The sequence below is a fragment of the Maribacter sp. genome, from assembly GCF_039968975.1.
Lineage (GTDB): Bacteria > Bacteroidota > Bacteroidia > Flavobacteriales > Flavobacteriaceae > Maribacter.
In genome coordinates this window covers 1-9,796 of the sequence record NZ_JBDVOT010000090.1, presented here as the reverse complement: position 1 = coordinate 9,796, position 9,796 = coordinate 1, and the positions used below count along the sequence as shown (strand labels likewise).

Genomic DNA, 9,796 nt, shown 5'->3' with positions numbered 1-9,796 from the left:
TTCCACCAGTGGTAAATGCCAACAATTCATGTGATAAGGTTGGTAATACCGGATTTATTGAGCTTGTAGAACTTCTCCAAAAACCTGCGTAATTAGAGAAAATCTCAGTTATCGCAGTACCACCTTGTACAGTGCTTGATGGTGAGGTGAAATTAACATCGCTAGATATGATACACATTTGCTCAATAGCATCATATATACCATCATTATCATCATCTAAATCAACGCTGTCTACAACACCGTCATTGTCAAAATCGTTATGTACTACAATTCGGGCAGAGGGTTCATCTCTTGTAATATTGGCATCAGTTTGGTCTTGAGTATTGGTAACTGTATTGACAAGGTTGAGTAAAGGCAAGATGTCAATTTCATCAGCAGTTACTTCTAGGGTTAAAAATGCTACTTCACCAGGAGCTAATGTTCCAATATTCCAAATGCTTCCATTAAATGTTCCTGTTATTGTTGTTGCTTGTACTAATGTAAGTCCTTCAGGAATGTTATCCGTAACCTGTAAATTGGTTATATCGTTGAAGTATAAATTCTCTGCTCTGATGGTAAAAGTGGCAGTTTCACCTTCAGTTATTTCAGGTTTGTCAACCGTTTTTTTAATTTGAACATCTGGTTCGCAATAGAATATTTTAATGGTTTGTGAATCGTATGTACATGGTCCTTTTGTACCTCTTACATAGTAGTCGCCGGCAATTGTTGCTGCATAATCAAATGAGTTTGCACCTGGAATTAAAACACCATCAAAAAACCACTGGTATGCATCAAAATTATCATCAGAAGCTTCAAAAATACTTGAGCCTGAAAAACATTCTCCAACGGTACCACCGTTTATTTCGAGCCTTACTTCTGGTACGGTATCAAATCCAGAGAAATAACCAGCTACACCTTGTGCACCATTATAACCGAAAAAACCAATAGCCATTGGTCCGGTTGAAGTTACACTAATATCACCATCTAAATTTGGAATGTAAAAAGTTTTCCAATCGCTAGAACCCGCAACAGGATCAGAAGCAGGTTTAGAAATTTCAACTCCGTCTTCAAAAACCTTAACATTGGCATCTGCGGTATTTACAGAAGCAATAATGGTTAATCCACCAGTTACCGTCGTGCCAGCTATGTTTCTAATATCTGGTATGTTGTCCATTACATCTGGTAATAAACAGTTTACCGGTGCAACAAAGTTTAGACCTTGAGTATATAAATTACTTGATCCGGCCATAGATTGATACGCGTACACATCTTTAGATGTTTGTATTAACATGTTAGCGCCAACAGTGTTTGAAGAGTAGTAGCTACTAGGTATTTTAAAAAACTCACCGTTGTCAATGGTAGCAATGGCTGTGGTACTGCCATTTACATATATTTGTGTATTGTCTGCGGTAGCAATTACCAAAGGAAATTCTGTTAAACCGTTGCTATTTCCATTTCCTCTTATAAATACATATTCCTTACCAAGTTTATTAATTGGTACAGGTTGGTCAATACCTGCATCTCTATGACTTTGGCCGTCTTCACTACCAAAGTTGATAGAACCGTTACTTATAACGATATCTTTAGTAGATACAATTGAAGCACCGATCCACCCATCTTCATGAGCTTGTGTATGAGTATTGCCAATATAGGTTTCGTATACAAAAGATTCATTGGCATCTAATGTTATAGTATGGGAGTTAGTGGTAATTCCGGCTCTGTTATTACCAACTCTAAATTCGCAACCCGGGTCATAACCAGATAAAACCACCGTTGTATTATCTTCGGTAGCCATAATACCAAGGGTGTTAGACTTTGACGAGTGAGTTCCTTTATTAGGAACACCGCCCCATTTAAAGTTTGTACCCATTGCTTGTCTACCTTTAGCTGTTAAGGATGCAGCTTGAGAACCCGATTTACCTCTGTAGTTGACATAGAATTTTTCTCCGCCTGCAGATATAAAACGCAAACCACTATTAGTAAGTACTGTCCCGGTATTTGCATTGTTTACAAGTGTAATATTATTATCTCCGTTACCTAAAGTCCATACGCCTGGGTTAAGTCTGTCGATTGTAATTGTTCTTACAATTGTATTAGACGTACCTTGATAGGCATAAATGTTAAAAGGTGTGGTTTCTGGAGTAGAAAAATGAATTGCCTGGTTCTCTATACCTGCATTATTTTGACCTTGCTTCATTGGTGGTAAATAATGAAGATCGCTCAATTGTGCAGTTCCTATAAAAGAGCTGAATGCAAATAGAAAAAACAGTAAAAAATTAATAATAGATTTAATCTGAGTAATCATTGGTTTGGTTTCAAGTAGTACTTAAACAAATAAAGCAACCTTTCTTATTTTGGCTAAAAAAATGTTGTATACTGGCGGTATATGGTGTTGAATGCTTAATTTCTATATGCTTGATAAAATTTATTGGCTTGAAATGTTTACTTTATAAGTAAATTTGTAGCATGTCAGAAGAAAGATTAATGTCGAAAAAAAAACCCGCTTACCCGGTAAGTGAGGCTTTGGACGGTTATTTAGAACATTATAGCAGAAAGATTGAAATACCTATATTTTACGACGATTTGCTTAGGTTTGCTGGGTCTGTTGTAGTGTATGATAGAAATGATGAAGATACCCTTTGGGTACGTGCATATTATTCGGAATTTGAAAGGAAAGAAATTGATGATAGTTTAAAGAAAGTTTATTCTATTTTACATTCTGATGGTAGTGATAATCTTCATCAATATTTAAATGTAGATGCAGTTGATTTTTGCACATTTGGTAACTCTAAACCTTTTAGAATTAAAGTCAGGAATATATTAAATGATAATTTCACTTATTTCTACATAAAAAAGACCGATGCTTCTCGTATTTATGGGTTAGAATTGGAACATATGCTTTCTCCTTATAACCTCAACTTTTTGGTGTATAAGGATACCTTGATTGAAGAACATATTGCTGGTATACCTGGAGATGAATTTATAAAGCATAATTTACCAAAATGTACACCAAGGGAAAAAGCGCAGTTGGCAAAAGAGTTCGTTAAGTTCAATGAGCGTTGCATGATTCGTCTGTTGGGAGATATGCGCTCTTATAATTATGTGATAGTACCTACACATGATTTTGATCATGTAGTTTATAAAATACGTGCTATAGATTTTGATCAGCAATGTTTTGAAGGAAAACTAAAAGTATATAGGCCTCAGTTTTTTAAGGAAAACTACCAAATGGTAGAGTTGGTTCGTAAAAAATTAACCCATGATTCTGTTGATCAATACAAATTAGAAGAGCGTTCTATGGTAGCCAAAAGAATTTTAAGTTCTGGAAATAGAATTAAGAAACTAAGAGCTATTTGTAAAACTGATAAAATTTCTACGCCAGAAAACATATCTATGCTGAGAGAGCAAATAGAAGTTCTTACGATGGATATGGACTTTCAGACCTGTAAAACTATGGGAGAAGTATTAGATTTAGCACTAAATTTTGTTCGTAGAAATTATGAAGATGTCAGTTTAAAACAAATTATAGAACATAATATTAAAATTAATAGCTAGATTATCTTCAGTAGATTATAGCAATAAAAAGCCCGATTTTCAAATTTTGAAAATCGGGCTTTTTATTTACCTATTTAAGCTATCTATAATTTTACTAGCTCTTCTGTTCTTTATTAAAGTACACTAGGTAGTAATACATTTGTCTTTCTTCATCCCATCCTTTTTCTACAAACTTTTCCGCAGATTCTGGGTTAATGAAATCCATTTTAATTTGAATGTTGGTATCTAGATTAATAACGTTCTTTATCTTTTTACGTGCATCTGAAACTGCTTTGTTTGCAATATCAAAAGTAGATACATCTTCAATACTAAACTTAGGTCCTTTTTCTGTTTTATAATGTTTAAACTCAGGTATCAACTCTGGGTTTTCCATTACTTCGTTCAAAAACGTAGACTCTTCGAAAGCATCATTTTTTGCAAAATGGTTTACTGCACGGTTCATGAATAAAACCTCTTGCTGCTTATCTTCTGCTGGTAAAACAACCTCTTTGGCAAAATCTTGACAAAATTTTAAATAGTTTTTTGTCTTAAAGTTATCATCAGAAAGTGGTTCAACACCTAAAAAGTTTTCTATCCAATACTTTGTGTCGTATTTATTGCTATCTACAGAAAGTATCTTGTAACCTTCTTCTTTTTCTACGTTGAAAATTAAGCACCCTTTATCTAATTTATTGATATTGATACCTTGTTGAATTACGATATCTAAATTGCTGTTCTTTTCTTCGAACTGAATAAAATCATGTTTCAACTCACTTTTGAATATGCCTATAGCGTCTACCTTTTTGTTATCTAAAAGTAAACCAGATAGGTATGCAACATAAACCTCGCCACTTTTAATATGTGGATGGTTAGATTGTTCAAATAATAAGGATGCTACTTTTTTAGAATTTAAATGAGCCTTCGAAGGATCTTCAAAAACTTCACTTACAATTTTGTGTAATTCATTGAATTCAACATCAACTTCATTAGCAAGTTTATAGTAGTTCTCTTCTTTTTCTCTAAAAGGTTTGAAAAAGTATTCTTTTAAAAGACCTGTTGTTTCATCATTAAGTCTAAAAGGTTCTTCAGAAAGAAAAACACCTTCATTCTTATTTTTGTTACCAACTCTATGTATAGAAATACTTTCAATTTGAGTAGCATATAGGTTAATCATACAATGTTCTAAATTAAATGGTTAGTAAGCGAAAAAAATATTATTTACTCGATAATCGAGATTTAAATGCTTCGACGTTCACGCCGAATAATAAATTATGTTTTTAATTGGATACCTAGATGGTTTGCACCTTGGGTCAATTACTGAAATTTAGTTCCAATTTTCATCGAAATCTAAATCGTCGTAATTATCAAAAGTATCATCAAAGTCAAAGGCACTATTCTCTGCTTCAAAGTTTTTCTCTGGCGGCGTTTCTGGTAATTCGCCAAATGTAAACAGTACATTAGGGTAAGAACGACCATCTTCGTTTTCTTGAATATCTGCAAGCTCAACGAAAAACGTCCACATGTTCATGAAATCATAAACGTAGATTAGTTTTGGGTTATTTTCTGTCATGACATCCTCTAAAAAGGTTTCGTTCATTAACCTAACATCAGAGCCAGATTCACTCATGTCAAAAAGAGCAATTTCCTCATCTTGTTTCCATTCCTCATCACATGTATAAAAAGACGCCATTTCATTACCTAAGAAGCCAAATGCTTGTGTAATGGCATTATGGAACTCTTCTAATGAATTGTGGGATTCAATCTCTAAATCTCTGAAAATATCTTCTTCAGCGTCTAGAATTATACGAATTTTATAAATCATACCTTAATTTTTGCGGGTCGGCAAAGTTACGAAGTTTTGGAGTCTTTTCTAGGCATTAATGCATCTAAAAGTATATAGAACTGAACACCAAAAAGAACAGAAGCCAATACAAGATGTAACGGTTGACTGGCAAAAGGGAAATCTAAATAGTTCATAGCTATACCGGTAAATACAACCACTAGTATTAAAAACAAGACCCAGTACACTTTAAAGTGACCAAGATCCAGTTTAGTTATTCTATATGCCAAGAAAGAATTTACTAAAATTACAAGTATTGAAAATGATCGGTGAACGTAAAATAATAACTCAGGATTTTGTAACCAATTTTCTCTAGCCGCATATCCGTAAATGTCTACTTGTTCATCGACAAACTGTCGTACTTGTGTTCCCATGGCTATTTGCACAAGGGTCATAGCCAAAGCTATAATACTAATGTTCAATACAACCTTATCATATTTAATGCGCTTATTTTCATTGTTGGCCATGTAAATAATATAAAGTAGTATGGCAACGATTACCAATGCCATAATCATATGAACCGTAATCTTTGCAGGTTCTAAAACTGAATAGACAACCGTAGCACCTAGCCAAGCTTGAAAAACCATGCCGAAAACTACTAACCATGATAGTATAGGTATGCGCTTTTTCTTCTTCCGGAATTTAATGGAGATAACGGCAAGTATCAAGGTAGCAATTCCTGCTAAAACTCCAAAAAGTCTGTTTATATACTCAATCCAAGTATGCCAGGGGTTAAATTCAGCATAGTCATGTTTGGTATATAGATCCCAATTATCTGAATTAAAAGCATCTTTGGTGGTGAAAGATTCTTTAGAAACCTGTAATGTTTCTCGATAGATAATTACTTGACCTTTCTCAAACAAACGATCTGGTTGCCACTGTATTTCTGTAACCTCTGTAGGTGGAATGTAGTAGCCAAAACATTTAGGCCAATCTGGACAACCCATGCCGCTACCTGTCATTCTTACAACAGCACCAGCAACAATCACTAAATAAACTAAGACCAAAGATACTTTGGCAACTTTTCTAAATGTAATATCCATATATACTATGCATGCTATTTTGTACTCTGTAGACCCAATTCTGCACCTTTAAGATACATAAATTCTTGAGCCGCTTTGTATTCATTAGGGATTTCTCCTTCTAAAATGGCTTCTTTAATTGCCTCCTTTATAATACCAATTTCTTTTGAAGGTTTTAACGCAAAAGTTTTCATTATCTCTTCACCGCTAATAGGTGGTTGAAAATTTCTAACATGATCACGCGCTTCTACTTCCTCAATCTTTTTACGGACAATTTTGAAGTTTTGATGGTATTTGCGCTGTTTCTTCGGATTTTTGGTAGTGATATCTGCCTCGCATAAAGTCATTAAATCTTCTACATTGTTACCGGCATCAAAAACTAATCTACGTACCGCTGAATCTGTAACATAATCCTCAGAAAGTATAATAGGTCTTGAACTCATTAATACCATTTTTTGAACAAATTTCATTTTCTCGTTCAATGGCATTCGTAGACGCTTGAATAATTTAAAGACCATTTTTGATCCTACGAATTCATGTCCGTGAAATGTCCAACCAATTTTTTTATGGAATCTTTTGGTAGGCGCTTTACCAATATCGTGTAATAGCGCGGCCCAACGCAACCAAAGGTCATCTGTAGCCTCAGATATATTATCTACGACTTCTAAGGTGTGCCAGAAGTTGTCTTTATGCTTTTGTCCTTCAATTTCTTCTATACCTTGTAAAGCAGTAAGTTCTGGAAGAATATATTCTAATAATTCTGTTTTATGTAGTAAAGAAAAACCTAAAGAAGGCTTTTTGCACAGCATAATCTTATGAAGTTCGTCTAAAATTCGTTCGTTAGAAACAATTTTTAAACGTTCTTTATTTTCTGTAATTGCTTGTAAAGAGGGTAGTGCTATTTGAAAATCTAACTGTGTTGCAAAACGTATGGCCCTCATCATGCGCAGTGGGTCATCTGAATATGTAACACCTGGTTCTAAAGGTGTTTTAATTATCTTGTTCTCTAAGTCGGCAATACCGTTAAAAGGATCTAGTAGCTCACCATAGTTATTTTGGTTTAATGATAAAGCCAAAGCATTTATAGTGAAATCCCTTCTTTTTTGGTCATCCTCTAAAGTGCCGTCTTCTACTATGGGTTTACGACTATCTCTGTTATAACTCTCTTTACGAGCACCAACAAATTCAAGCTCAATGCCATCACTTTTGATCATGGCGGTACCAAAATTCTTGAAGACAGAAACTTGTGGTTTGCCTTCTAATTTAGATGCTACTTTTTCAGCTAAGGCAATGCCACTGCCAATGGCAACTACATCTATATCTTTTGGTATGTTACGTTTTAAAAAATAGTCTCTTACAAAACCACCTATAACATAGCAATCTACAGAAAGTTCTTCTGCAGCTTCTGAAATAATCTTGAAAATTGGGTTGTTTAAAGCGTCTGTATAGCTCTCTTGCATGTTCTTAATCTCGAATAACCTTCACCGTACCGTCATTAGCTAATCTAATAATTGATGAGGCGGAGCTATTCTGTTTCTCACGATGCAAATTTACCACATAGTCTACACCTTTTAAAATGGCTGAATCTATATTTTGGAAAGATTTTGGAGTAGCCTGACCAGAAATGTTTGCAGAAGTAGACACAATTGGCTTCTTAAACTTGCCGATCATGTATTTACAAAACTTATCAGAAGCTACTCTTAGTGCTAAAGTATCATCTTCTGCTATTAAGTTTTTGGCTATCCCACGAGGTTTATCGAATATTATGGTTGTAGGTTTGGTTGACAAATCAATTATATCATACGCAAGGTCAGATACTTTCTCTACATGCTTTTCAAGCATGGCATCATTTGCTACCAAACAAATTAAAGCTTTACTATCTTCTCTTTGTTTTAGTTGAAACACTTTTTGTACAGCTGCTTCATTGGTAGCATCGCAGCCAATACCCCAAACCGTATCGGTAGGGTAGAGTATCAGTCCGCCATTTTCTAGAACTTCTATGCATTTGTTGATTTCTTCTGTCATGTCTTCGTAACTTCTTTATAGAAAAGTGTCTGGAGTAATATTAAAATGATTAGTAATTGCTAACCATTGTGTTTTATTTTTATCACCGCCAATATTTGATTTTTTAAGTGACTGTTTTTGAGATCCAATAATAGGTATTGGGGCTTTTGCCTTATTTTTTGCCTGCACAGAATTTGTCCCTTTTAAAATAGCCATAGCTTTAAACCATAAGTCATCTGCTTTTGGTGCTAGTTCTAAAAATAAATCAACATCAGTAACTTTTTCTGAAAGTGATTTTGGCGGGTATAAAACACCTTCGGCACCTATAGGTATTATAGCAGATTCATTATATTTTAAGTTTTTATTAAAAACCCAATTCTTATACGATTGTAATTCTCCAACTTTGTTATAGGTGATATATCTAGTCTGGTTGGCAATAATTTTTTTGGGATTTAATTTGTGTTCTGTATATAACAAACGAAGCCAGTTGGTTCTGTATATCATATCGTCATCACAGGTAATAATAATATCATCTGAAAATAGTTCTAGGCTGTGAATTAGCTTTCTATGAGAACAAGTTAAATCTGAAAACATGATTTCGAATAAACCACTTTCCAAAGCCTTAAGTTTTTTTGGAATTTTATTTTTTAAAGAATGATGTAACCATAAAACTATTTTCTTTGGTCTAGTGTCTTGATTTAAAAGACTTCTTATGGTTATATGTAGTGTACTTAGCCTTGAAGGAATAGATGTTAAAGAGACTATTACAGGTATTTCTTCCTTAGATTCAGATATCATACTATCAGAAGAAAGTGCTAAAAGTTTAGCCGAATTGTAAATTGATACAGGAATTTCTTTTAACTTCATTTTACAATGCTGTAATTTGCCTCTTTATTAAGAGACCGTCTTTTCTAGCTCAAAGATAGATAAGAGTTTTATATTTTTGCAGTAATTTGAAATGTAGCATGGAGATTCCTAAAATTAGTATCATTGTTAGTACATATAATGCCGAAGAGTGGCTAAAGAAGGTACTTTGGGGCTTTGAGCAACAAATATTTAAAGATTTTGAAGTTGTTATTGCAGATGATGGTTCAAAAGCACCAACAAAAGAGTTGCTTGCTGAAATGGCGGAACAAGTACATTACTCAATTGTGCATGTTTGGCAGGAAGATGATGGCTTTCAAAAATCTAGAATACTGAACAAAGCGGTGTCGGCTTGTTCTGCAGATTATATTATCATGACCGATGGTGATTGTATACCTCGCGAAGATTTTGTTCAGGTACATTATATCAACAAAGAACCAGGTTATTTCATTTCTGGCGGATATTATATGTTACCTATGAATATTTCAAAAATGATAACTCTAGAGGATATTGAAAAGCAACGATGCTTTAATATTCAATGGTTAAAGGATAA

Annotated in this window: 9 protein-coding genes; 2 read left to right on the top strand and 7 right to left on the bottom strand. The window is 34.0% G+C overall.

Going from position 1 to position 9,796, the window contains the following annotated elements; all coding sequences use genetic code 11:
- Positions 1-2,284, bottom strand: a 2,284-nt coding sequence (locus ABJI11_RS06535; protein WP_348350533.1) for a DUF11 domain-containing protein, incomplete at its 3' end; no start/stop codon positions are given.
- 161 nt (positions 2,285-2,445) lie between these two features.
- On the opposite strand from ABJI11_RS06535, the gene ABJI11_RS06530 reads away from it, so the two are divergent.
- Complete coding sequence (locus tag ABJI11_RS06530) at positions 2,446-3,534, top strand: hypothetical protein (protein WP_348350531.1); 1,089 nt, start codon at positions 2,446-2,448, stop codon at positions 3,532-3,534.
- Positions 3,535-3,628: 94 nt separating this feature from the next.
- On the opposite strand, the gene ABJI11_RS06525 is transcribed toward ABJI11_RS06530, so the two are convergent.
- The 6 genes from ABJI11_RS06525 to ABJI11_RS06500 all read right to left on the bottom strand — a co-directional run bounded on the left by ABJI11_RS06525 (position 3,629) and on the right by ABJI11_RS06500 (position 9,246).
- Entirely contained in the window at positions 3,629-4,687 is a 1,059-nt protein-coding gene (locus ABJI11_RS06525) for a nucleoid-associated protein (RefSeq protein WP_348350529.1), read from the bottom strand.
- Positions 4,688-4,837: 150 nt separating this feature from the next.
- A complete protein-coding gene (locus ABJI11_RS06520; protein ID WP_348350527.1) occupies positions 4,838-5,335 on the bottom strand; it encodes a hypothetical protein in 498 nt (165 codons plus the stop codon).
- A 26-nt stretch (positions 5,336-5,361) separates the two neighbouring features.
- On the bottom strand, positions 5,362-6,396 hold the full coding sequence (locus ABJI11_RS06515; protein WP_348350525.1) for a COX15/CtaA family protein: 1,035 nt from the start codon (positions 6,394-6,396) through the stop codon (positions 5,362-5,364).
- 14 nt (positions 6,397-6,410) lie between these two features.
- Complete coding sequence (locus tag ABJI11_RS06510) at positions 6,411-7,835, bottom strand: HD domain-containing protein (RefSeq protein WP_348350523.1); 1,425 nt, start codon at positions 7,833-7,835, stop codon at positions 6,411-6,413.
- Positions 7,836-7,839: 4 nt separating this feature from the next.
- A complete protein-coding gene (locus tag ABJI11_RS06505; RefSeq protein ID WP_348350521.1) occupies positions 7,840-8,400 on the bottom strand; it encodes an L-threonylcarbamoyladenylate synthase in 561 nt (186 codons plus the stop codon).
- Between the two features lie 15 nt (positions 8,401-8,415).
- Positions 8,416-9,246 (bottom strand): glycosyltransferase, encoded by an 831-nt coding sequence (locus ABJI11_RS06500; RefSeq protein ID WP_348350519.1) that lies wholly within the window; start codon positions 9,244-9,246, stop codon positions 8,416-8,418.
- Positions 9,247-9,344: 98 nt separating this feature from the next.
- Here ABJI11_RS06500 and ABJI11_RS06495 point away from each other — a divergent pair.
- The coding region (locus ABJI11_RS06495; protein WP_348350517.1) for a glycosyltransferase at positions 9,345-9,796 on the top strand (452 nt) is incomplete at its 3' end.